The 23,541-nt window shown below is 69.3% G+C and carries 15 protein-coding genes and 2 pseudogenes; 7 read left to right on the top strand and 10 right to left on the bottom strand.

What is annotated here, in order from left to right:
* Positions 1-1,437 precede the first annotated feature (1,437 nt).
* The 3 genes from MXD57_RS22640 to MXD57_RS32060 all read left to right on the top strand — a co-directional run bounded on the left by MXD57_RS22640 (position 1,438) and on the right by MXD57_RS32060 (position 4,345).
* On the top strand, positions 1,438-2,790 hold the full coding sequence (locus MXD57_RS22640) for a DEAD/DEAH box helicase (protein WP_374114740.1): 1,353 nt from the start codon (positions 1,438-1,440) through the stop codon (positions 2,788-2,790).
* Positions 2,791-3,346: 556 nt separating this feature from the next.
* Positions 3,347-3,835 carry a GNAT family N-acetyltransferase gene (locus MXD57_RS22630; RefSeq protein WP_250403587.1) on the top strand — a complete coding sequence of 163 codons (489 nt, stop codon included), beginning with the start codon at positions 3,347-3,349 and terminating at the stop codon, positions 3,833-3,835.
* Positions 3,836-4,054: 219 nt separating this feature from the next.
* Positions 4,055-4,345 carry an aldehyde dehydrogenase family protein gene (locus MXD57_RS32060; RefSeq protein WP_374114739.1) on the top strand — a complete coding sequence of 97 codons (291 nt, stop codon included), beginning with the start codon at positions 4,055-4,057 and terminating at the stop codon, positions 4,343-4,345.
* Between the two features lie 78 nt (positions 4,346-4,423).
* Here the strand turns inward: MXD57_RS32060 and MXD57_RS22625 are convergent.
* From MXD57_RS22625 to MXD57_RS22620, 3 genes and pseudogenes are all read right to left on the bottom strand, one after another.
* A pseudogene (locus MXD57_RS22625) lies at positions 4,424-5,159 on the bottom strand (IS256 family transposase); the annotation flags it as partial.
* A pseudogene (locus MXD57_RS32170) lies at positions 5,157-5,435 on the bottom strand (transposase family protein); the annotation flags it as partial. The pseudogenes MXD57_RS22625 and MXD57_RS32170, both read right to left, overlap by 3 nt.
* 184 nt (positions 5,436-5,619) lie before the next feature.
* Positions 5,620-7,869, bottom strand: coding sequence for a bifunctional polysaccharide deacetylase/glycosyltransferase family 2 protein (locus MXD57_RS22620; RefSeq protein WP_250403586.1), 2,250 nt, complete (start codon positions 7,867-7,869; stop codon positions 5,620-5,622).
* Between the two features lie 586 nt (positions 7,870-8,455).
* Here MXD57_RS22620 and MXD57_RS22615 point away from each other — a divergent pair.
* Entirely contained in the window at positions 8,456-9,463 is a 1,008-nt protein-coding gene (locus MXD57_RS22615; protein WP_250403585.1) for a chitinase, read from the top strand.
* A 137-nt stretch (positions 9,464-9,600) separates the two neighbouring features.
* On the opposite strand, the gene MXD57_RS22610 is transcribed toward MXD57_RS22615, so the two are convergent.
* A complete protein-coding gene (locus tag MXD57_RS22610) occupies positions 9,601-11,517 on the bottom strand; it encodes a hypothetical protein (RefSeq protein WP_250403584.1) in 1,917 nt (638 codons plus the stop codon).
* Between the two features lie 148 nt (positions 11,518-11,665).
* Between MXD57_RS22610 and MXD57_RS32055 the strand changes: the two genes are divergently transcribed.
* Positions 11,666-12,091: an IS3 family transposase gene (locus MXD57_RS32055; protein WP_374114738.1), complete on the top strand. Its 426-nt coding sequence runs from the start codon at positions 11,666-11,668 to the stop codon at positions 12,089-12,091.
* Here the strand turns inward: MXD57_RS32055 and MXD57_RS22605 are convergent.
* Complete coding sequence (locus MXD57_RS22605; RefSeq protein WP_250403583.1) at positions 11,980-12,627, bottom strand: hypothetical protein; 648 nt, start codon at positions 12,625-12,627, stop codon at positions 11,980-11,982. The two genes, MXD57_RS32055 and MXD57_RS22605, sit on opposite strands and share 112 nt — an antisense overlap.
* Before the next feature lie 503 nt (positions 12,628-13,130).
* Here MXD57_RS22605 and MXD57_RS22600 point away from each other — a divergent pair.
* A complete protein-coding gene (locus tag MXD57_RS22600; protein WP_250403582.1) occupies positions 13,131-14,279 on the top strand; it encodes a nucleoside hydrolase in 1,149 nt (382 codons plus the stop codon).
* On the opposite strand, the gene MXD57_RS32050 is transcribed toward MXD57_RS22600, so the two are convergent.
* Positions 14,245-14,550: a hypothetical protein gene (locus tag MXD57_RS32050; RefSeq protein ID WP_374114737.1), complete on the bottom strand. Its 306-nt coding sequence runs from the start codon at positions 14,548-14,550 to the stop codon at positions 14,245-14,247. The two genes, MXD57_RS22600 and MXD57_RS32050, sit on opposite strands and share 35 nt — an antisense overlap.
* A 672-nt stretch (positions 14,551-15,222) precedes the next feature.
* Between MXD57_RS32050 and MXD57_RS22585 the strand changes: the two genes are divergently transcribed.
* Positions 15,223-15,876 (top strand): hypothetical protein, encoded by a 654-nt coding sequence (locus MXD57_RS22585; RefSeq protein ID WP_250403581.1) that lies wholly within the window; start codon positions 15,223-15,225, stop codon positions 15,874-15,876.
* Between the two features lie 58 nt (positions 15,877-15,934).
* On the opposite strand, the gene MXD57_RS22580 is transcribed toward MXD57_RS22585, so the two are convergent.
* The 4 genes from MXD57_RS22580 to MXD57_RS22565 form a co-directional block, all read right to left on the bottom strand.
* Complete coding sequence (locus MXD57_RS22580) at positions 15,935-16,363, bottom strand: hypothetical protein (RefSeq protein WP_250403580.1); 429 nt, start codon at positions 16,361-16,363, stop codon at positions 15,935-15,937.
* Positions 16,364-16,444: 81 nt separating this feature from the next.
* The gene (locus MXD57_RS22575) at positions 16,445-20,710 is read right to left on the bottom strand and encodes an nSTAND1 domain-containing NTPase (protein ID WP_250403579.1); all 4,266 of its coding nucleotides are present in this window, start codon (positions 20,708-20,710) and stop codon (positions 16,445-16,447) included.
* Complete coding sequence (locus MXD57_RS22570) at positions 20,707-21,294, bottom strand: CU044_2847 family protein (protein ID WP_250403578.1); 588 nt, start codon at positions 21,292-21,294, stop codon at positions 20,707-20,709. Before MXD57_RS22570 ends, MXD57_RS22575 begins: the two co-directional genes overlap by 4 nt.
* Positions 21,295-21,569: 275 nt before the next feature.
* On the bottom strand, positions 21,570-22,988 hold the full coding sequence (locus tag MXD57_RS22565) for an MFS transporter (RefSeq protein WP_250403577.1): 1,419 nt from the start codon (positions 22,986-22,988) through the stop codon (positions 21,570-21,572).
* Positions 22,989-23,541: the final 553 nt, after the last annotated feature.

Genomic DNA, 23,541 nt, shown 5'->3' with positions numbered 1-23,541 from the left:
TTGCGCTATTCGGGCATGATTTGAAGGCGCCGTGCTGACTCCCGTGCTGGTTTCGTGCTGACTAAAGGCCCACGTCATCACCCCTTCTCACCGGTCCCGTGCTGACTTGGTGCTGACTACGCCGCGTTGAAGTCCGGCATCTGCGGCAGATCGGATTCTGGACCGGCGGGCCGTGGCTGGGGCGCGGCTGCTCCTGGATGATCGCAGTCGCGGTAGCGCGGACGGTCCCTCGGGCAGGCCGGCGCATTGCCATCGATCGCGTTCCACATGCGTGGCGATGTTGTTCCTGTGGTGTCTGGAAGTCGCCCGTAGATCGGTGATCCACGTCGTAGGCCTTCCCGGACAGCCGCGTACAACTGGGGAGTGTGGCGCGGGGGGATGCGCCTGCGCCCACCTGCGGCGTCGGCCCTTCGGTGGGCGCGCCATGTATCTGGCCACGCTGACGGCTGAGAACTTGCGCGTTTTCGGTGCCCGGAGGTCATCCGGGGACGCGGGAGATTCGCTCGAACTAGAACCGACGCCTGGGGTATCCGTCCTCGGGGACCGTCTCCGCCGCGAGCCGCTCGAAGGCCGGCACGACGTCTGCTATGGACTGCTCGGCGAAGACGATCAGAGCTACCTTGCCGACTGGGGACGAGCGTGGCCGGCACCATCCAGAGGGCCAAGGGGGAAACACACGCCGCAACCCTGATCCTCGACTGCCTCGGACGCACCGGACAGAGACATGATGTCGGGCAGGCGATAGCCTTCCTCGCCGGGCAAGGCGAACCCACTCGGGCTTCGGAGACCGTGAAGCAGGCCATGCAGCTGATATTTGTAGCTGTCACTCGCCCACTCACCTTCTCGCCTTCGCGACCTTGAAGGACCATGCAGCGCCCCACACGGCAGTACTGGAAGACCGCGGTTGGTTGATACGTGACGTATCTCCACCGCGGTGAGCCTGCCGATGCCCGCCCACCACGCGCCAAGGTTGGCGGTTGCGTCCCTGCGCTGTCCGCTGGACACCAGCAGATGCTTCGTCTGCTGGCGGTACACGGCCCAATCCGTCGCTGACCTGAGGAGATGCGTGAAATCGCCGGAGGAGAAGCGAAGTTGGTCCGCTCCTGGTCCGGATCTCGGTGGCGGGGGCCGCGCTGGGCGTTGATGCTGGGAGTGTCCCTGTGGCACCACATGGCTCCGCACAGGCAGGTCCGGCTGTCGTTCCTCGGCTGAGCGGCGCGCCAGGGGAGGCCCGGACGGCGTGCCCCGTGCTAACGTTCCGCTTTTGCTGTGTCGCTGTGTGGGTGCTCCGTTGGGTGTCTCTGGTCGGCGGCCGCGTCCCTGCCGCGCCTTCCTCGGTACGGTCCCTTCGGAGGAAGGCTCTCTGTGAGCGAATCAACACGTGCCGATGCCCGGCGGCAGGACGATGTGTCCGAGGCGTCGGGCGCCACTTCGGCAGTGCCCACGGCGGCGTCCTTCGCCCAGCTGGGGTTGCCGGCCGAGGTTCTGCGGGCGCTCGATGAGCAGGGTGTGACTGTGCCCTTTCCTATCCAGGCGGCGGCGCTGCCGAACACGCTCGCGGGACGGGACGTCCTGGGCCGGGGCCGCACAGGATCCGGCAAGACGCTCGCCTTCGGCCTGGGGATGCTCGCCAGGACGGCCGGGCAGCGCGCGCAGCCGAAAGAGCCGCTGGCGCTCGTTCTGGTGCCCACCAGGGAGCTGGCGCAGCAGGTCGGTGAGGCGCTCACCCCGTACGTCGAGGCGCTGCGACTGCGGCTCGCGACCGTGGTGGGCGGCGTGTCCATCGGACGGCAGGCCGCCGTGCTGCGGGATGGCGCCGAGATCGTCGTCGCCACGCCCGGTCGGCTGCACGACCTCATCGAGCGCAAGGACTGCCGACTGGGACGGGTGCGCATCGCGGTCCTGGACGAGGCCGACCAGATGTGTGACATGGGGTTCCTGCCGCAGGTCACCGGGATCCTGGACCAGGTACGTCCCGGCGGGCAGCGGATGCTGTTCTCCGCCACCCTCGACGGCGACGTCGACCGGCTGGTGCAGCGCTACCTACGCGACCCCGCCGTCCACTCGGTGGATCCTTCGTCCAGCGCCGTCTCCGCGATCGAGCACCACGTCTTCGTCGTGCACGGCCCGGACCGGTACGCCGTGACCACGGAGATCGCCGCTCGGGACGGCCGCGTCCTGCTGTTCCTGGAAACCAAGCACGGCGTCGACCAGCTCACGCGGCATCTGCGGGCCAGCGGCGTGGCCGCCGCCGCCCTGCACAGCGGGAAGTCCCAGCCGCAGCGCACCCGGACCCTGGCCCAGTTCAAGAACGGGCAGGTCACCGCGCTGGTAGCGACGAACGTCGCCGCACGCGGCCTGCACGTCGACGACCTCGACCTCGTGGTCAACGTCGACCCGGCCACCGACCCGAAGGACTATTTGCACCGCGCGGGCCGCACGGCCCGGGCCGGCCGCGCCGGCACCGTCGTGACACTCGTCCTGTCGGGACAGCGCCGCGAGACGAGCCAGGTCATGGCGGACGCCGACGTCGACCCCAAGGTCACCAAAGTGCGGTCCGGCGAGGCGGAGCTGAGCCGGATCACCGGCGCCAAGGCCCCCTCCGGAAAGCCTCTCGCCGACGGGCCGGCCGTACCGCGCCCCAAGAACCACAACGTTCCGTTCGGCGGCCTGGGCAGCACCAAGGACGCGAAGAGCGGTTCCGGTGGCAGGTCGTCGTCCCGCAGGAGCAGCGAGGCCCGCAAGCTCGCGGAGGCCCGCAAGGCGGCCCGGGTGCGGCGCGGCGGCTGAGACCGGCTTCCCGGACTGCCGGGCGGTGTCTTCGTCCACGCTGCCGGACGGATACGCGGGACCGGAGGTCGGCCGGGGTGCATCGGACGGCGTCACGTACGGGTGACCGTGCGCAGAGGGAGGCGTGCAGGCGATGGAGAACGGAGCGGACCTGCCACGGCGGATCGGTGTCTGCACCGTCGAGCGGGAACCGGGCGCGAGCGGCATGGGAAGCGGGGGCGGCCTTCGGCACTCCCGGACACCTCGCGCCCGAGCAGGCGCAAGGCGACGAAGCCGGCGGTGCCGCCGATGTATTTCGCACTCGGGCCGTACTCGTCGCGGCGGCCGGAGGCAGCACGTGCGGCATCGGCACGCCCATGTGGCGTCGACCACACCGCTCTCCAGCTCCTCCGCATCGGTTCGGGCGTCCAGCGGCTGCTTGCGGGCGGCCGATCCGGCGGCCGTGACGTGGCCGACCGGGGCCTGGGCGAGCGGTTCCCGGGAGCGGTGCGGGAACGCCTGCCCGAGCAGCCGACCCGCCGTACGAAGGCATTTTCTGGTGCGAAATACTCTCCCGATGAGTTCACGCCCTTTTCCGATGAGCCAGCCGATCACGATACGGAGGGCCGTCGCGCGGGATGCCAAACGGCTCACGCGGCTCGTGCGTGGCTCAGGTGCCTACGAGGGCAAGTACGCAGCCGCAGTCGCGGGCTACCGGGTCGGTCCTGATTACATCGAGGAACACCGCGCCTTCGTGGCGGTCGGCGCCGATGAGCATGGAGGCCGGGTCCTCGGGTTCTACTCGCTCGTCCTCGCTCCACCGGAGCTCGACCTGCTGTTCGTCGCCGACGAAGTGCAAGGACGGGGTATTGGACGGCTGCTCGTGGCGCACATGCAGTCCGAGGCCCGTGCCGCCGGGCTCGACCGTCTCAAGGTCGTGTCGCATCCTCCCGCCGAGGACTTCTACCACCGCGTTGGTGCGGTGCGGACCGGGACCGCGTTCGCGAACCCGCCCGCCGTGCCGTGGGACCGTCCCGAATTCGAGTTTCGCGTTCCTTCGGAATGATGCGGTGTGCCGGTTGGCGGGGCACCGGCTTCGCCTGCATGGTGGTCGGCATGCAGGAGCCGCCGGACGCCGCGCGCTCCGTGTGCGCCGTCGTCTCTGCCCTGGCGGGTGATCGCTTGCGCCAGCGGCCTCCCCCGGCTACTTCCTTGCCTCCGGCACTCCCAGAGCGTTGAGCTCGTCCATCAGCCTCTCCCGCTCAGGTGGCCGAAAGCCCGCAACATGTGCATCGCGACCGAGGAAGTCTTCGGCCCGGTGGTCACAGTCACCGCGTTCTCCTCAGAGAACGAGGCCGTCGAGATCGCCAACGGATCGGACTACGGACTGCTGGCCGGGGTCTACAGCCGCGACAGCGCGACAGCGTTCCGGGTGGCCAGGCGGCTGGAGGTCGGGATGGTGTTCGCCCGACAACTGTTTCCGCAGCATCCTCGGCGCCCCCTTCGGAGGCACCGAGCACAGCGGCTACGGGCGCGAGCACGCCCCCGGAACACTGCGCACCTGCGCGAGGAGTAATAGTCAAGACTTGTGGATGAGTTGTAGGGCGCGGATCGTCCCTTGGCTACGTGATGCCGGCGGCCGGTGTTTGTCGGCTCAGTCCTTGGTCGGTTCGACGCGAACCAGGATCCCACTCTCGAACCTCGCGCCAGCCCGGACCAGAGGCACCAGGTGCGCTCCCGTGATCGCCCGCCAACGGGCCTGCGCGGACTCGACCAGCTTGAACAGCATCGCCAGGGCCGCGGCCGGACTGCCGGCCCCGCGGGTGACCTTGGTACGTAGCCTGACCGTTGAGAACGTCGACTCGATCGGATTCGTGGTCCGCAGATGGATCCAGTGCTCGGCCGGGAAGTCGTAGAACGCCAGCAGTTCCTCGGCGTCGTCGGTGATCTTCGCGACGGCCTTGGGCCACTTCGCGCCGTAGGTCTTCTCGAACGCCTCGATGGCCTTTTCGGCGTGTGCGCGGTCCTCGGCGTTGTAGATCTCCTGCATCGCCTTCGTTGCACCCGGCTGTGCGGACTTCGGAAGGGAGTTCGTGACGTTGCGGGCCGTGTGGACCCAGCACCGCTGGTGCCGGGCCGCCGGGAACACCTCGGCCAGCGCCTTCCACAGCCCCGTCGCGCCATCGCCGACGACCAACTCAGGATCGCGCATGCCGCGCCGACGGCAGTCGCGCAGCAGTTCGGCCCACGACTCGGTGGACTCGCGCAAGCCCTCGGGCCAGCGCGATCAGCTCCTTGGTGCCGTCCAGCCGGACGCCGGGCAGGACCAGCACACACGAGTGCGCCTGCCCAAGCCGGACCTTGGGGTGCACGCCGTCGGCCCACACGTAGGTGTGGCGGCAGCCGCGTGTGGGACACACCAGGCGCCACACCCGTACGCGGACCACAACCCGCCGGCCGTCGACCGGTACGTCGGCCACCGTCCGCCAGCGATAGCCGTGCACCCGCCCCGACGACGCCCCGCACACCGGACAGACCGCAGTGTCCTGCGGAGTCCGTGCCCGCACGACGACCCGCTCGCCCTCGTCGACCACATCCTCGACGACCAGCGGGGACAGCCCTGAAAACACCGTCTGTACAAGCTCGTTGGCATCCCTACCACGGATGCCAACGACCTCTCACGACTCTGCGTCACCACCGAATGTGGGACAGGGCCGTTAAATTGACACACCCCCTGCCGGGGATTACGGGACAGCCCTTGGCCGTCCCGCCGGGTGGAGGAGGGTCTCCGCCATGGACGGCCGGGCGGGGGCGGATTCCAGGGTGCCGCCCTTGCGGTGCGCGCCCATCTCAGCCGCCCTCCGCCGGCGTCCCGACCTCGCCCGTGCGCCGGAGCTTCTGCCAGCGCAGCCGTCCTCCGGTGAGGGCGGTGACGCAGGAGTGGATCAGGACGAGGTACATCATCTGCCGGTAGGCCAGTTGCTGCAGCGGCAGCATCACCAGGCAGCGGTACTTCTCTCCGTCGAGCCGGAAGGCGTAGGCCGCACAGACCAGTTGAACACCCAGCACCGCAAGCCAGGCCACCAGGCCCGCCTGGAAGTCGACGAAAAGCATCGAGTAGACGGTGAACACGTCGATGAGCGGGGCGAACAGAGGCATGAGGATCTGGAACAGCGCCACCAGCGGCAAGCCCACCCGCCCGAAGCGGCCCGAGGGTCCCTTGTCCAGGATGGAGCGGCGGTGCTTCCACAGCGCCTGCATGGTGCCGTAGGACCAGCGGTAGCGCTGCGACCACAACTGTCCGAACGAACCAGGCGCCTCCGTCCAGGCTCTGGCGTGCTCCTGGTACACGACCCGCCAGCCCGCGCGGTGCATGGCGATGGTGATGTCGGTGTCCTCGGCGAGGGTGTCATCGCTCATCCCGCCGACCGCGAGTACCGCATCCCGACGGAACGCGCCGATCGCGCCGGGGATCGTCGGCATACACCGCAGCAGGTCATACATGCGGCGGTCCAGGTTGAAGCCCATCACATACTCGATGTGCTGCCAGCCACCGATGAGCGTGCGCCGGTTGCCGACCTTCGCGTTGCCCGCGACCGCGCCTACTTGCGGGTCGGCGAAGGGCCGCACCAGTTGCCGTACCGTGTCGGGTTCGAAGACGGTGTCGCCGTCCATCATGACGACGATGCGGTGGCTGGCCTGCCTTACACCGTTGTTGAGAGCGGCGGGCTTTCCTGCGTTCTGCTGCCGTATGACGCGGACGTTCGGCAGACCCAGTGACTCCGCGATGTCGGGGGTGCCGTCGGTCGAGCCGTCGTCCACCACGATGATCTCGATCGGGTGGGTACTGCGCGCCAGCGAGCCGAGCGTGGCCGCGATGCATTCCTTCTCGTTGTACGCCGGGATGATCACGCTCACCGCTTCCGTGACCGGCGGCCCCCAGCTGAACCGCCTTCTGTTGCGCTGCCGGTGGTGACGCCGGGCGAGGATCAACATCATCCCGAAGCGGGCGAACACCGCCACACCGACGACCAGCAGTCCGACGGACAGCGCGGGCACCGTCCACTCGGCGACAAAGACGGCGGCGACGAGGGCCTTGCCCATGTAGAGGGTCGCACCGGTGGCCCGGTGGTGGGCTGCCTGGAGCCTGGAGGCGGCGTTCGGGCCGGCGCCGAGGCCGACACCCGGCACGGTCACCGCGCGCTTCGCGGCGCCGGGCGCCTGCTGTGCCATGACCCCACTGACGGTGGTGAAGACGTAGCCCTTCGCCTTCATCTTCTCGATGTACTCGGGCAGCGCCTCGATCGTCTGTGAGCGGTCGCCGCCCGCGTCATGGAAGAGCACCGACGCGCCCGTGCCGCCCTTGGGCGTAGCCCACTGGACGATCTTCGTGGCGCCCGGCTTCTTCCAGTCGTTACTGTCGGTGTCCACGAATACACTGGTGTAACCGTCCTCGCCGAGCTTCTTGTAGACGGGCCAGCTGTAGTCGTCGATGGCGTCCGTCTGCGAGGAGTACGGTGCGCGGAACAGCGTGGTCGTGATGCCGGCCGCGCCGGCGAGGGCGAGTTGCGACTGCTCCATCTCGCGCTCGACGCGGGCCGCGCTCTGGTACGACAGATCGACGTGCGTGAAGGTATGGATGCCAACCTCGTTGCCCTGGGCGACCATAGTCTTCACGGCCCCCGGGTAGCGCGACACCTGCGAACCCACCAGGAAGAACGTCCCGGGCACGTGGTACTCGTCGAGGATCTTGAGGACCTGGGGCGTCCAGGTCGGATCCGGCCCGTCGTCGAAGGTGAGCGCGATCGTCTTGTCCGGGACGGAGACGGTAGCGGCCCGGCCTCCCCGGAAGGTGAGGATCGGGCCGCCGTCGAGGATCTGCTTCGGCACGCCGTCGGCGCTCGCGTCAGTGCGCACTCGCTGGTCACCGCCGATTTCGGAGCGAAGATAGCCGTCGAGCAGCATCACGCAGGTGAGCGCCAGCAGAAGCAGCAGCGCGAGGATGACGCGCGGTCTCTGCAGCGCCGCCGCCCTGACTGCCGCCCGCTCCATCCGGGTGGGGGCGCGCCGTCGGCCGCGCGCGGGACTCGATGGGGTCATGGGGTGCGGTCCCGTCAGTCTGTGGAGGCGGTCGGGGTCGGAGTGGCGGCGGTCGGGGTCGGCAGCGCACTAGGCGCCAAACCCGGACGACCGGCCGGCCCACCAGGTTTGCTCCAGGGAGGGAGCCGACGCGGCGCCCGCCCCCTGCCGTCCTCCCCGGCGAATGGCAGCAACGTGGATGGCAGGGAAGTGCCCCAGCCCATGAAGGCGGCCCCGAGGATCACGGCGTACGCGAGGCAGGCGACACCGAGCGCCAGGCCGACACGACGCAGCACCTTTGACCGGCGCCCTGAGGAGTCGACGAACACGGGACTCTCCACAGCCCCTTTGCCGCGTTCACGACTGCTACTGCGCTCGCCGGCATGGCTTTCAGTGGCGGATTCGAATTGCATTCCCTGGAGACTAGAGAGCTTTCATGTGAACACCTTTGGATATCATTTGAGTCTCCTGTGAAAGGGCCCTCGACCTCTCCTTTCTCTGAGAATCCCGGGACCGCCGCTCCTGTCGGCGTGTAAGTATGGGGATTCAACTCCGGGCCGCAGCGGCCGCAGGCGGGACGCAGATCACGAGAGCGAGTGCAGAAGCAATGAGGAAATCCCCGATCCTGGCCGCGGTTTCCATCTGTCTGTTCGCACTGGCCGTAACGGGATGCTCCGCGCAACGGCACACGGGCTCGACGGCGTCGGCGGAGCCGACAGAACATGTGGCCCCGGTCACCTCCTACGCTCCCTACGTCAGCGCCACCGACGACTCCGACACCGACACCAGCGGCTCTCCGACGACACTCAACCTGGCCTTCGTGATCTCCGACAGCGACAACTGCACACCGACGTGGGACGGGACGTCCTCCATAGGCAGTACGACGGTGAAGTCCCGGATCAACCGACTGAAGCGGAACGGCGCGACCGTCCGGGTCTCCTTCGGCGGTGCGGACGGCACGGAACTGGCGCGCGCCTGCGACAGTGCGTCCGCCCTGGCGGCGGCCTACGGTGAGGCCCTGGACGCGGCAGGCTCCGAGCAGGCCGACTTCGACATCGAGGGCGACACGCTCACCGACTCCGCCTCGGTGAACCGTCGTTCGGCGGCGATCGCCCTGCTCCAGCACGAACGCCGCGGCTTGGAAGTCACGTTCACGCTGCCAGTGATGCCGTCCGGACTCGACTCCGACGCTGTTGCTCTGTTGGAGTCCGCCAACGAACACGACGTCCAGGTCTCTACCGTGAACATCATGGCGATGAACTACGGCGCTTCCTACGACGACGACATGGGCGATTACGCGATCGCCGCGGCCGAGGCGACACAGCGCCAACTGAAGGAGGTCTTCGGCCTGTCCGACGCGATGGCCTGGCGTGGCATGGCGCTCACCGCGATGCTCGGCGTCAACGACGCGGCGGGCGAGACGTTCACGCTGTCCGACGCGGGCCAGGTCCGGACGTTCGCCGAGGAAAGGCAAATCGGATGGGTGTCGATGTGGGCGACGTTCCGCGACCGGCAGTGCGAGGACGGGAATTCCGAACAGAACGACCCGGCCACCGACTGCAGCGGGGTGAAGCAGGGCACGGGGACGTTCTCGGAGGCCTTCGGTGGCCACTGAGTCCCAAATGGAGTTGGTAACCAGTAGGACTCCGTTAGCCTGCGTGTTTCGCTCGCCACGGTGTCCGGATTTTGAGCGGGAACGCGAAAGTGACTCCTGAGCTGGGACGATGAGGCTTGTCCAAGGTCTCCGTCGTTCTAGCAGGAAGGCACTTCCTGCGTGCACCCCACCGGGTCGCGCCCCAAGCTCGTCGTTTTGCGGGTCAGTTCGAAGAAGGTGCCGCGCTGGATCGTGCCCTTGTTCCTGTTGGGGGCGTGGCTGTAGTTACGGGAGCCGTCCTTGGCGGAGACGTCCTTGCCGATCTTGCCGACGGCCTGGCCGGCGGGGAGCCTGTAGCGCTTGGGTTCCACGGTGTACCAGGTGCTCTTCACGCCCATGGAGCAGATGTGCTGCTTCTTGTACTTGCGGTACTCGATGGGGACCTTGTACTGGTGGGCGTAGTAGGAGCCCTTTTTCATGTAGCCGGTCGACAGGCCGAACTCGTTGGAGAGGTTACGGTTCGCGCCGGCCTTCCAGTTGCCGTTGCTGTTGATGGCGAGTTCGACTGAGCTGTTCATCGAGGAGTCGTACTGGAACGATGCCTTGGCGTCCCAGGTCGCGTGCGCCTCACCGACAACGGTGTACCTGATCTTGCTCCACTGCTCGTACGCCGCGGTCTGGCAGTCGCCGACCTGCGGAGTCACCGTCTCGGCGCTGATGTCCTTGCCCCCTACGGAGTAGGGGTTGTAGTCGGCGGGCAGGATGCTGTGGTCGCTTTGCCACAGGGGCGTCTCCTCGCCGGTCGCCTGGGGTTCGGCTTCCACCTTGGCCGCAAGTGACTGCTGCTCCTGCTCCGCGGAGGAATCCTTGGCGGCGTCGTCCACGGTGTTGGGGATCAGCGGGACCGTGTGGTCGCCGTCGGTCGCCTCTGCGGCTTTGGAGTTAAGGTCTGTCCCGGCGGTGAGGGATGTGCCCTGGGAGGGCACGGGCACTGCCGTGAGGGCGTCGATGCCGAGCACTGGCGCACCTGTGGTCGTGGTGGCCGCGCTGGTGGCGTTGAGGTTGAGCGCGCCACCGTTGTCATCGGTGGCCCGCTGAACGCTTGCCGGAAGCTTGGCGGGCAGGTCCAGCTTCCAAGTGCCGTCCGCCGCGGTGGTCGCGGTGCCCAGGACCGGTTCGTCGACGCCGGCGCTACTGTCGCCGGCGAGGGTGGCGTCAGCTGCGGTGACTGTGACGGTCAGGCCTTGCACGGGCTTTCCATTACCCAGGGCGAATTTGCCGCTCACCGTGTTGGACGGTGTGGTCGGCGAAGGGTCCTCGCTTGGCTGCTGCGCTGTAGGTATGTCGGTGTCGCCGGCCGGTGCCGTGCCGAAGTACGGCACAACCTCCGGGTCCGGGTCGGTGAGGCAGGGGCCTGCGTCGGCCATGATGTCGCCGACGATGCCGGCGCGGACATCGTCGTCCGCGGTGGTCAGCGGGCCGGTGGTGTAGGAACGGACCTGGCCGGTGGTGTCGGGGTCGCTGGTGACCGATTGGGTGCTCAGGGCGTTCGGGCCGGGTGCCCATGCCTGGGCCGCGTCGACGCCGGTGGCCGCAGTGGTGGGCGCTTCCAGCCGGATGCCCGAAGGTGTGATGCTCCCGATGCCGGGAGGCAGGTTGCTGATGGTGCTCTGCTGGACCTTGCCGTCAGTGAGCCACTGAATGGCCGAGTTGACCATCCAGGCACTGTCGGCGGAGGCGAGCGAGGTGGTGACGGACGCCTTCAGGTCGTCCATGACCTTGGTAGTCGTGCCGTCGCCGGTGGCCGGGTTGGACTGGTTGTAGACGTCCGTGGTGCCGTCGGCGCCGATCACCAGGATGCGGGTGCCGTTGGTCAGGATCCACTTGGCTGAGGACCAGTTGAGGCTGTAGGTCTTGACCGAGGCGAGCAGCGGGCCGCCGGTTGCGGTGTTGTCCTTGTAGGTCTTCACCTGCCCGCCGGTGGCCTGCAGAAGGAGAACGCCGAACTCAAGCGGGCCAACGAGATCCTGAAGGCCGCGGCGAGTTTCTTTGCGGCCGAGCTCGACCGGCCGCACACTCGCTCGCAGCGTTCATCGACGAGTACCGGGACCGCTTCGGTGGAGTCGAGCCGATCTGCAGGACGCTCACCGAGCACGACTGCAAGATCGCCCTTCCACCTTTTACGCCCACAAGAAACGCCTCGCAACTCCCTCCGCCCGTTCCGTGCGCGACGAGGAACTCAAAGAGCGGATCCAGGAGGTCCACAGGCCCAACTACCGCGTGTACGGCGCCCGGAAGATCTGGCGCGAGCTGAACCGTCAGAGACATGCGGTGGCCCGCTGCACCGTCGAGCGCCTGATGCGCGAGCTCGGGATCCAGGGGGCGGTGCGCGGCAAGCGCGTCATCACCACGATCCCCGGCGGGCAGGCCGAGCGAGCCCCTGACCTGGTCGACCGTGACTTCGTCGCCGCCGCTCCGAACCGGTGCCGGGTGGCGGACGCGGAGAGCCGCGGCAGCCCCTCACCATCACTCCTCCCTCAAGAGGTCTCTTCGGCGTCCTGCGTCGGCAGCACCCGCAGAGCCGTCACGGTGCCGTCGTCGCCGAAGGAAACGGGACCCCACAGCGGGGCCGTGGTGCTGGTCGGGTAGGTGTCGCGTAGCTCGTACGTCCGGTTCCGGTATGCCTCCACCTGTCCTTTGACCAGCAGGTCGTACAGTTCCTCGGCCATCCCTGAGAACGCCTCGACGCGGATCCGGTTGAGTCGGAACACTTGATCGGTTCCGACGTAGACCGTCGGGCCTATCCTGTGCCGCGCGTCCCGGACGCCGGACGAACCGGCGAAGGTCTGCTGCTTGTAGTGTTTGTGGCCCTGCTTGTCGGTCAGGTACTGGGCGATTTCGGTGCCGGCTCCGGCGAAGGCCAGCCGGCCTGCGGCTCCGGTGCGCGCGAGCAGCCGGCCGTACCAGCCGAGTTCCTTGTGGGGGATGAGGAACCCGTCCTGGATCCGTTCTCCGTGGCCGTCGGCAGGTACCTTCACCGCGCCGGCGTATGCGAGGTTCCGTTCCGAGCGCACTGCGTCCGCGCTCCCTCGCCCTGGGGCCGGCCTCGCGGGCAGCAGTCCCTTGCCCGGCGCCTGCAGGGCGTTGACGGTGATGTCGTCCGGCGCGAGCAGTTCGGTGGACATCAAGAGACACGGCGTGGTGTTCCACTCGGCGAGGTGGAAGTGCTCGGCCCGCTCGCTGCCCCTGGCCAGTTGCTTGGTTCAGGGGACCGGTGGTGGCCGAGACGAGTGCCCTCCGGGACGCGTGGTTCAGGGTGATGACGACTACGCAGTAGCAGGTCAAGGCATCGAGGTGCGGAAGAGTCCGCGTAGTTGGCGACAGGTCCGTGACAGCGTCGGTGACAGGGCGAGAGACCTGCCGGGGGACATCCAGGTCACCGGGCTGCGGACCGCCCACCCACCGGGGTCACCACCCTCGTGGGCGCCACCAAACCCAAGCGGGTGAAACGCATACCAAAGCACTAACTTACCGGCATTGAGGTCAGGAGAAGAGCGAAGAAACCCCGTGTTGCGACATTCGCTCATTACGGGAGTCACTATTCTGCCGGTTACCAGACCAGCGGCAGGCGGCACTGATCCGGACGATTCCGGTTGCCCGCATGCTCCGATCCACGAAAGAGCTGCTTATGACGAGAAATCACTGGGGTGCTGTAAAAAAGATCACGGCGCTAGGCATCGGGCTATTCGTTCCCCTGATGCTGTGCGGCGGCACGAGCGCAGCTCAGACAGCCACCCGTCCTCCCACGCATGCGGCCCGGCAAACGGACAGCACTTTCGCCAAGGGAGACTCCTTCCACCCTGGCATCGGAAGCGGTCCTGTCATCCTGTCCACTGACATGACGATGGGTTTGACCACCGGCAATCGCAACGGCATCGCCCCCACGGTTCCCGACATCGACGACTCCTACGCTTTCGCCCTTGCCGTCGCGCACCATCTCGATGTCCGGGGCATCGTCGTGACGATGGGCAACTCGTTGGTCAAGCCCTCCATGGTCACGGCACAAGCCGCCCGGCGTGCTCTCGGTTCCCGGGTCCCCGTGGTCCAGGGGGCGGACGCCTGGCTGCCGGTCGAGCCCCAGAAGACCACCGGCGGAGCGAACCTCACCAAAACGTGCGTCAACGACGGCGTCCGGTTCATGGCCGACCAGTTGCGTCGGACGCGAGGACTGACCATTCTCGCCATCGGGCCACTGACCGATGTGGCCTGCCTCGCCATGAACTACCCGGCGGAGGCCGCGCACATCAAACGGATTGTCGCGCTGGTCGGCAGCAAACCGACGACACCCCTGGAACTGTTCGGCCATCCGGTGGTGGATTTCAACTACATCATGGATCCCCGCGCGGAAGCGGTCGTACTCGAACAGACGTCAATCCCGTTCACCGCCATCAACTTCGAACTGTCCTCCCTCGCGCCGATCCCGCTCGACCGGCTGCGGAAACTGGCCGCGAGCCCGGACCCGCTCGCGCACTTCTTCGGCCAGTCCTCACTACCGCTGGTGGCCGAATTGGCAGCGGACGGTTTCCCGGCGAAGCCCATCTTCGACGCCGCCGTCGTATGGCACCTGATCCGTCCCGAGGATCACGTCTGCAAGCAGACCGGCTTCCGTCTGACAACCGGCTCGCCAGCGATCACCCAGGCGAGCGACGACAACGTCACCGACTGGTTCTCCCCCGAATTCACGGACACCCGGCAGGTCACCGCGTGCACGGGCTTCACGACTCCACAAGCCGAAGCGGCCTTCAAACAGGCCGTCCTGGCTGCCGTCCACGGGTAGTGCGGCTGTCTCTTGAGCCGATGCGGAGCAGTTCACCCTCCTCGGCGCCGCGGACGACCACGTCGTCCACTGCACCAGCGCGGCTCCCGGCCACGCGGGCGCACTTGATGAGAGTCCCGTCCAGGATCACGTGCGTCATGACTTCGCGTCGGCAGCGGTCCAGGACCTGGCGCAGGTCCGGTGCCTTCCTGGCGAGGACGTCGATGCCTTCGTGCAGGTAGCGGTAGCCGGTGGCCTGGGAGCCGCCGGCGTCGCGGGCCGGGCGGTGCATGCACGCAGTCGCGCTCGCGGAACCAGCGCAGGATCAGCACGGCTTGGCGGAACGGGCCCAGTGCCCGACCGCCGCGTGGGGTGCCGATGTGCCGTCGGTGCGCTGCGAGCAGGCGGGCCAGGTACTCCACGACACGGCGCGGGACGTCGTGCGTGGCAACATGGGTGACCAACGTGAAGCCTCTGGTGGTTGCGGACATGATCTTGTGGTGAGACCTGTCCCACCAGGGGCTTTACGTCTGTCCAGAGCCGGGGCCACCCGGCCCGTTCCACCCGGGCATGCGCCTGCCGGACCGCTTCACGGAGACCATTTAGCCGAGCAACCCTCAGTGCCCCGGTAGCCGTCGTCGGCGATCACGGTAGTGCGGCTGACAGCGTCCGTCGTGCCGGTCAGCCCCGCGCCGTGCGGTCGTTGCTGTTGCCTGGCACCGAACGGCCTTTGCGGACCGGATCGGCTCCCTTGCGCCGCAGCGCGATGGCCGGTTTGCCGAACAGCCGTGGGCCCACCCCGGTGAACGGGTTGTCCAGGAGGAGTCCGACGCCGTCCGCACACCGGGCACACAAAGATCGTCACATCCGAGGCCGGCAGTCATCGGGCGGCCCCTAGGGTGGGTGGGTGATCGAACGTGACGCGCGGGATACGCGGGTCGGACTACCGGCGTACGCGATCGAAGTGGGCACCGAGGCTCTGGCCCAGCCGACGCGGAACTCGGTGGGCGGCTGGCCCTTCCTCGACGAGGGCCAGGAGTGGCCGGAGTGTTTCTGCGGCGAGCGGATGGTGTTGTTCTTCCAGCTCGACGTCCCTCCGGAGCTGGAACCTTTCGGTGGAGAGCATCTGTTGGTCTTCCACTGCCGCGCCCACAACGACGCTTCCAGTCCTGAGCTGACTGATGGCCGGCTTGTCTCCCGGTACTGGGACGCTCCCCAAGCGCCCTACCCGCGCCCCTTCTGGCGGGTATTGCTTCAGCGTGACGCGGTACTGCCGACGACCGAGCCCGAACCCTCCCTGCGCGCCCTGCCACTGTCGCTGCGCCCCTTCACGGACGTCCCCGATGAGCGGGAGCGGGGGGCTCAGACGTTCAAGGTGGGCGGTGCGCCCTCCTGGGCACAGTTTCCCGAGTACTACCACTGCGCGTGCGGCGCGGAGCTGGTGTACGTGTGCCAGGTACCGGAGGACATGGAATTCGCGGCCCATCCCGGCCCATCAGAGCAGCCCTACAGCGTCGCCACCGACACATACAACCTGTTCCTCGGTAACGAGGTCTACCTGCTGGCCTGCCCGGCCCGCTGCGATCCGGCGGCGGTCTGGCCGGTGAACCAGAACTGAGTACGACCGCCGGACACCGCGGGACTCATCGCGACTCGCGTCGAGGCCATGCCGCGTGCTAGATCTCGCGCCGGCGCCGGAAGGCGAATGCCCTGACCGCATTCCGGCCGAGCAGTGGTGAGGGGGGCGCTCCCTCCCCCTTGATCACGGTGGACCCGGTGCGCGTGATGGTGATCACGCCCGCCGAGAAGGCTACGGCGAGAGCTTCCGCCAGCATGCCGTTGACTCCGGCCTCCGGGAACGGAGTGATCGTGTGAAACGCCTCTTGGCCGTAGGGTCCCAGCCAGTCCTTGTCGGCGGTCACGACCAGCCAGTCCCTCTCGGACTGGATGTGAACCGTCTCCGCGCCCAGAGTCAGAGCCTCGGTGGCGATCATCCCTGCCAGTTCGACCGCATCGTAGGTACCCGAGCGGAAGAACCGGCTCTCACCCATGCGCAGGTAGTTCACCGTGTCGAGTGCGGTGATGTCGTCCGGGTGATACTCCACTTTCGCCCTTCTGCCGGAATCGATGGAACAGTTCCAATGCGGTCGGGGGGATGCGGAACTCGCGCGGAGCGGACAGAGACGTCAACGACCAGGCGTGTCAGGGCACACCGGATCACCGTCCCGGCTGCCGAGATAGGCGACCCGCTCCGTTTCCGTGAGATCGCGATGGAGTCCGGTGCACACGGCGTCGCTGATCTCCTGGGCGCCAGGGAGGTCCACGTCCCACAGGCGGACGCTACCGTCGCGGCCGCTGGTCGCGAGGATCTTGCCGTCCGGGTGGAACGCGACCGCGTACACAGGGCCGTAGTGCCCGCTGAGCGTGGCGCGGAGCCTGCCGCTCCGCGTGTCCCACAGCCGTACGGTCGCGTCCCTGTTGTCACTGGCCGTGGCGAGGGTCCTGCCGTCCGGGCTGAACACCACCGAGGACACCCAGTCGCCCTGGCCGGTGAGGGTGGTCAGCAACTCGCCGGTCTCCGCGTCCCACAGCCGCGCGGTCCCGTCCCGGCTGCCGGAGGCGACCATCCGCCCGTCCGGGCTGAACGCGGTCGCCGTCACATAGCCGCGGTGCCCCTTGAGGGTCACACGTGTGCTTCCGGTTTCCATGTCCCACAGGCGCACGTGGTTCCAGCCGCCGGCGAAGGCGATGGTTCTGCGGTCCGGGCTGAAGGACACCGCCCCGCGTATCCGCTCGTCGCGGGGCAGGGTGGCGCGGAGTCCGCCGCTCCGCGTGTCCCACAGGCGCACGGTCGCGTCCCTGCTGTCACCCACCGTGGCGAGGGTCCTGCCGTCCGGGCTGAATGCCACCTCCGACACCCCGTCGTCCCGCCCGGGGACGGTGGTCCGGGTCCGACCGGTACGAGGATCCCGCAGTTGGACGCTCTTCGCTTCGTCGCCGGCGGTCGCGAGGGTTCTCCCGTCCGGGCTGTACGCCATCGCGTAGTGGGCGACCCGCCGGTCCATGAGGACGGTCCGGGCCGCACCCGTCGCCAAGTCCCGCAGTCTCAGGGTCCCGTGGCTCTCCACACTGGCGAGCGTCGAGCCGTCCGGACTGAAGGCCACCGCCGGCGCGATCTGTTCGGCGCCGAACGTGGCGTAGGTCTGGCCGATCCGGGCATCCCACAGGCGCACGGTTCCCTCGTCGGCGGCCGCCAGCGTCGATCCGTCCGGGCTGAACACCATCGAGTGGACGGCACCCTCGTGACCGGTGAAGCCGCCGCGGGACTGGCCGCTGCGCACGTCCCACAGACGCACCGTACCTGCCCGCGTGCCGAAGGCCATGGTCGTGCCGTCAGGGCTGAAGGCGAGCGAGGACACCATGTCGTCGCGACCGGTGAAGGTGCGGATCGGCTTTCCGGTGTCGAGGGCCAGGAGGGGTACGGCCGTCTCCTCGTCGCCGAGAACGGCGAGAGCCCTTCCGCCCGGGTGGAAGGCCACGGCGAGGACCGCATGTTCGAGTTCACCGACGACGGTCCGGGACCTACCGGTGCTGATGTCCAGCAGGCGTACCGACCTGTTCTTGTCGCCGGGCACGGCGAGGGTCGCGCCGTCCGGGCTGAATGCGATCGAATCCGTCGTCAGGAAGTCGGCATGAGTGGTGAGGGAAGCGAGGGCTTCACCGGTCCGCAGGTCCCACACGCGTACGGTCGTGTCGTCGACGGTGGCGAGCATCCTGCCGTCCGGACCGAACAGGGCGGAATCGGCGTGCGATCGGTGTCCGGCCGGGAGGATGCGGGAGCCACCCGTCCGCACGTCCACGAGCTGCACGGTGCTCTCCCCGGGCACGGCGAGTGTGGTGCCGTCCGTGCTGAGGGTCGTGTCGCCGCTCATGTCCTGGTGGTTGTCGGGGGTGGCCCGGCGCTCGCCCGTCTTCGTGTCCCATCGGCGCACGGTGGTGTCGTCGGCGGTGACGAGGGTCGAGCCGTCCGGACTGAAGGCCATCGAACCGACGAGCCCGGAGGGTGGCGGTCCGTGGTGGCCCGCGAGACGGGCGCGGAGGTCGGCCGCGGGGGCCGCGAAGAGTGCTCCGGCTGCTTCGTTGGTGTGTGCCGTTCGCCACGCCATGACGGCCAGGAGCGAGGACAGGTCCGGGTCGTCGCCCCGCAGGGCGGCGGACTGTGCGGCGAGCCGGCGCGAGCGCGCCTCGTGCTGCGCGGCCGTCGCCGTGTGCTGCTGGTAGAGGGCCGCTCCGACGGCGGTGAGGGCGAGCGCGAGCAATCCGGCCAGTACCGAGTTGATGCGCCGTGCGCGGCGTACCGCGGTCTGCTGATGCCTTCGGCTGGCCTCCAGGATCCCGGTGATCTCGGCGGGCAGCGAGCGTCTACCGGCCCAGTCGAGGCCCTCGGCCAGCAGCGTGCCGTCCAGCAGGTCGCCGGCAAGGCCGCTCCGGGCGTGGCGGGTCTGCTGCTCGGCGGCCCGCTGCAGCCAGAGCTGGAACCGGTGGTCCTGGGCCACCCAGTCACGCAGGTCGGCCCATTCGCGGACGAGGGCGTCGTGGACCAGTTCCGCTGTCGCCTCGTCGGCCACCGCGGCACCGGGGTTCGTCCCCCAGGGCGCGGCCGTGCCGACGGTGATGAGGCGGTGGCGGACGAGGGCCGTGAGCACGGTGTCGAACGCCTCGTCGGCGGCGGCTGCGTCGAGCCGCTGGTCGCCGGCGAGAGCGCGCAGCCGGGCGAGGGGTACGGCCTGGCGAGTGGCGGGGATGCCGTCGGGCTCGTCGGCGGGGCGGACGAGTGCCGTGAGGATCCGCCGCGCGATGGGGCGATGGCCGGCGCAGAGCTGACCGAGGGCGGTGTCGCACCAGACCGTCATGCTGCCGATGACCGTGCCGATCCTGCCGTAGGCCTCGTGGGTGAGCCGTCCGTCATCGCCGTTGCGGCGCACCCACAGTTCCCGGAGGGCCAGTTCCAGTGGCGGAAGGAGGGTGACCGGGACGTGCCGGACCGCCGAGTGGGCCTGCATGACATCGCTGATGATCCGGTCCACGAGGCCGTTCTCCAGCGGTAGACCGACGGCCTCGGCGGGGCGGGTGATGATCGCCCTCAGCTCGGGGACGCCCAGGGTGGTGGGGACGTTGAGGATGCCCGGCATGGCGGCGTTCAGGAGAGCGGGGGAGAGGGCGTCGAGTGCGGCGTAGAAGTCGTTGCGCATGATCAGTACTACGGTGACGGGGGCGTGGGAGTCGGTCAGCTCCACCAACTGCTCCGCGGCACGCACACGCCGGTCGGCTGCCGGGTCCGCCGTGCCCGGGGCCGACTGGGTGAGGAGTTCCTCGAACTGGTCGATGACCAACAGCACCCGGTCATGGCCGGGTTCGGCGGCCAGACGCGCCTCGGACGCGGCCAGGACACCGTCGGCGGAGGCACCGGGCAGACCGGCACGTTCCAGTTCGGCCAGAAGGTTTCGGCCCGGACGGGCCAGTACCGGCAGCCAGCGGTCGCTGCCCGGCACCGCCCCCTCGGCCAGGGCCGGCAGTACGCCGGCCTTGACCAGCGACGACTTCCCCGCTCCCGAGGGGCCCAGCAGCATGAGCATCCGCCGGTGTCCGCCGAGTGCCGCCAGCACACTCTCCACGGCCGCCTCCCGGCCGTGGAACCATGCGGCGTGCTGCGCGGTGAACGGTTGCAGTCCCAGGTAGGGGCACACCTGACTGACGGCGAGTTCCGGCCGTGTCTCGCGCAGTACCTCGGCCGGCGTGGCGTAGGCGATGCCCAGACCCCGGTGGTGGGTGTCGGGGGAGGCGATGGAGGTGACCATGCCGATGACCAGACCGGTCACCTCGTCCACGACCGGCCCCCCGCTGAACCCTGTGGTGAGGTCGTTGGCCGCCGACAACTGAAGCAGCCGGCCAGCGCCGCCGCCTTCGGCGAGCAGGCCCCCGGCCGTGCCGTAGCCGAAATGACCGCCGCGCGGCGCCTGCCCGGGAAACCCGTACGACAGCACCCGGTGTCCCCGGCATCCAGCGCTCGCCCCCAACGACAGGGGTCGCGCGCCCGAGGGAGCGCCCTCCAGCCGCAGTACGGCGATGTCCTCGTCCTCCGTCGCCCGCCACCCCTCGGCCAGGACCCGCGCGGTGGTCCGGGGAGCGCCCGGCAGGCGTGCGAAGACCAGTTCCACCTGCCCGCCGCCGTGCTGTCCGGCGAGGCTCACCACGTGCGCGCAGGTGAAGGCGATGCCGTCGCCGGCCAGGAAACCGGCCCCGGCGACGCCGCCGTCCGCCGCGAGCACCTGGAACACCGCGGTGGTCACCGCGATGTCCCCGGTACCGGACGGCACCACCGCGGTGGCGTCCCGGAAGGCCGCGGCCGGCTTCGGCGCGGCACCCGGCGGAGTCCCGGCCTCCGGGGTCATTCGGGTGCCTCGTCCCGGGCCTGCGGTATGGACCCGCCGTCGCGCCACACCACGCGGACCTTCAGGTGGACCGCCGCCTCGCCTGCGGTGATGACGACGCCTGCCTTCGCCGACAGGTCCACCCCGAACTCCACCTCGACCTCCTCGGGACCGGCCTGCCGCAGTTCCTGCAGCACGGTACGGGCGGTCTCGCGGACCGGCCCGAGCAACTCCCGTAAGGAGCGCGGCAATTCCTGCACCGCGTCGCTGATCCGCCCGGCCCGCACCGGCCCGTCGGGTTCCGGTGTCGCCTCGACCAGGATCGCCCCGCCGTCCTCAAGCGGCAGACGCGCAATACCCTTCATCAACTCCCCCTGCAAAGACGTCAAGTCTGCATCGCGAGCGCATGTCCGGACAACGGTCCCCGTTCCGGCGCCCACGCCGGCGTGTCCGCCGGCCGGCAGGTCCGTGGCGGTGCGGACGCGGCACCGGCGGACCTTCGCCGCCGGCATCCCGCACCCCGGGCAGGGCGCCGCGTCGTCCCGCTCGCGGGCCGTGACCACCACCATGCCACCGAGATCCGGTACATCCTCGATCACCAGCACGGACGGCTGGAAAACACCGTAGTCACAGGGGAATCGTCCTGCCATGCCGACCGGCGGGGAGCCGTCCGTGAACAGCGGGTGGTGCGTGGCGGGCCTGTGCGGCTTCGGGGCGGTGCCGGCGCTGGGCGTCCGCCGGGTCCGCTCGCCTGCCCCTGCCGGTACCCGCCCGTCTTCCGGTGCCCGCCTGCCCCTGCCGGTACCCGCCCGTCTTCCGGTGCCCGCCTGCCCCGCTCTCCGCCGCGGTCCCGGCGTGACCGGGGCGGACAGCGGGGCGGTCACGGGGAGGCTGCCGTGGTGCGGGGCATGAGCAGGGCGGCGAGCGTACCGAGAGCGGCCGCCGCCACCGCGCTGCCGATCGCGGTCCAGCGCAGTACGCCGTCGATCGAGGCTCGCAGCCCCGCCGATGCGGCCCACACCTCCATCACCATGGCCGCCGCCGCCACACACATGCCGGCCACGCCGATGACGATGGCCAGGGTGACCCCCGACGCCTGTCCGGCCCGCTCCGCGGGAACGACCGTCTGGGTGCCGACGCTCGCCATCGCCCAGCCGGTGCCGTACCCGAGGCCCACCAGGGCGAGGCCGAGCACATAGCCGCCGGGGGCGTCGGTCAGCGAGACGAGGAGCAGTCCGGCCGCGCCCACCCCGATGGCCAGCGCGATCGTCCGCGGGATGTCGAATCGTTCCCCGAGCCACCCCGAGGCCGGGCCCGCGAATCCGGCGGTGACGGAGGAGCCGAGGAAGATCAGCCCGGACGCGAGGGGTGAGTGGCCCTCGACCTGCTGCAGCGAGAGGGTGACGCCGTACATCGTGACCGCGAAGCCGATGTTGGCCACGGTCGCCATCACCGTGACGATGACGAACGGCTTGTTCCAGAAGAGGTCCAGGGCCATCAGCGGCCACCGCGCGCGGTGCTCGCGCAGCACGAAGGCAGCGAGCACCAGCAGCCCGGCCACAGCGACGCCGACCGTGGCCTCGGCGGGCCAGACGTCCGCCCGGTCGACCGCGAACGTGACGCCGGTGATGCCCACGACGACCGTGACCAGGCCGGGCAGGTCGATGTTCCGGGGCGCAGTGGTGTCCCGGGACTCCCGCACCCCCGCCCGTACCACCAGGAGCGTCACCATGACGGTCGGTACGTTCAGCAGGAGCACCCACCGCCATCCGACCAGCTCCGTCAGTCCGCCGCCCACCAGCGGCCCGAAGGCCAGTGCCAGGGCACCGATACCGTACGCGTTGCCGATGGCGCGCATCGTCCGCTCGCGCGGGTAGGCGTCGGTGACGACCGCGACCGCCAGGGGGAAGAGGATCCCGGCGCCGACACCCTGGAGGATCCGTAGCAGGATGACCACGGTCGCCGACGACGACAGCCCGGCCCCCAGCGAGCAGAGCCCGAAGATCACCAGACCGGTCATCAGGACCTTCCGGCGTCCGAAGATGTCGCCGAGGCGTCCGCCCGGGATGAGGAAAGCGGCCAGTGCGAGCATGTAGCCGCTGAGCACCCACTGCAGGTCGGTGGTGGTGGTGCCCAGCTCGGACGCCATCCGCGGCAACGCCAGGTTGAGCGCGAGGAAGTCGAGCTGCACGACGAAGATGCACAGGGAGGCTGCGGTGAGCGTCAGCCCCAGCCGTGGCTGTCCCCGGCCGCCGACGTCCTCGGCGGATGCTCGGATGTGTGGGCCGCCGTGGGCCATGTCGCTCCCCTTCGTCTCGTCTGCCGAGAGACCGGCCCGACATGGCGCGCCCGGCACGCCGGGCTCCGCCCGTGCGGGCCCGTGACCCCCGGGCGCATCCGTGGCGCGGACGACCACCATGCACGACGGGGGTCCGTATGCCCCGGACATCGCGGCCGGGCGAGGCCGGGTTCCCCCCGGTGGGCCCTCGGCCTCCGCCTCCCCCGCCCGTACCGGGGCCGGTCGGGTCACCCGCAGCCGCTGGTCGGCCGGCCCGGGAAGCACGGCGTCGCGGGTCAGGACGTACTGGCTGATGACGTGGTCGACACGGCCGACGCCCTACGGTGTGCCTCGCCGACGCAGCAGCAGCCGACGAGGGGTGCGGCCTGGCGAGTGGCGGGGATGCCGTCGGGCTCGTCGGCGGGGCCGACGAGCGATGTGCGGATCCGCCGCGCGATGGTGCGATGGCCGGCGCGGAGCCGACCGAGGGCGGTGTTCGCGCCAGACCGTCATGCTGCCGATGACCGTGCCGATCCCGCCGCAGGCCTCGTGGCTGAGCCGTCAGCGCGTCGCC

The sequence above is a fragment of the Streptomyces cellostaticus genome, from assembly GCF_023630175.1.
GTDB lineage: Bacteria > Actinomycetota > Actinomycetes > Streptomycetales > Streptomycetaceae > Streptomyces > Streptomyces cellostaticus_A.
Note: the sequence above shows the minus strand (reverse complement) of the source record. Positions and strands in the feature narration are given on the sequence as shown.